Origin of the sequence: Levilactobacillus tujiorum (genome assembly GCF_012641185.1) — a bacterium.
Classification (GTDB): Bacteria; Bacillota; Bacilli; order Lactobacillales; family Lactobacillaceae; genus Levilactobacillus; species Levilactobacillus tujiorum.
Genome location: NZ_JAAXLK010000070.1, coordinates 1 through 227, shown reverse-complemented (window position 1 = coordinate 227; position 227 = coordinate 1). Strand labels below are relative to the sequence as shown.

Annotated in this window: 1 pseudogene; it reads left to right on the top strand. The window is 48.5% G+C overall.

Annotated elements, in window-relative coordinates:
• Positions 1-227, top strand: a pseudogene (locus HF569_RS12645) (DDE-type integrase/transposase/recombinase); the annotation flags it as partial.

Genomic DNA, 227 nt, shown 5'->3' with positions numbered 1-227 from the left:
AGTCTAGAGCCGTTGAGACGCTTAGTCGATCGCTTACCAGAGACCAATTACCAGCTGACACTCCATACAGACCAAGGTTGGCAATACGTTCATCGGCAGTGGCGAAGAGTTCTCCGTAAAGGAAATATTCGTCAAAGCATGTCACGTCGAGCGACCTGTTTGGATAATGCGGCGTGCGAAACGGTCTTTAATAAACTAAAGGCCGAGATTGGACCAAGTAAGGCCTT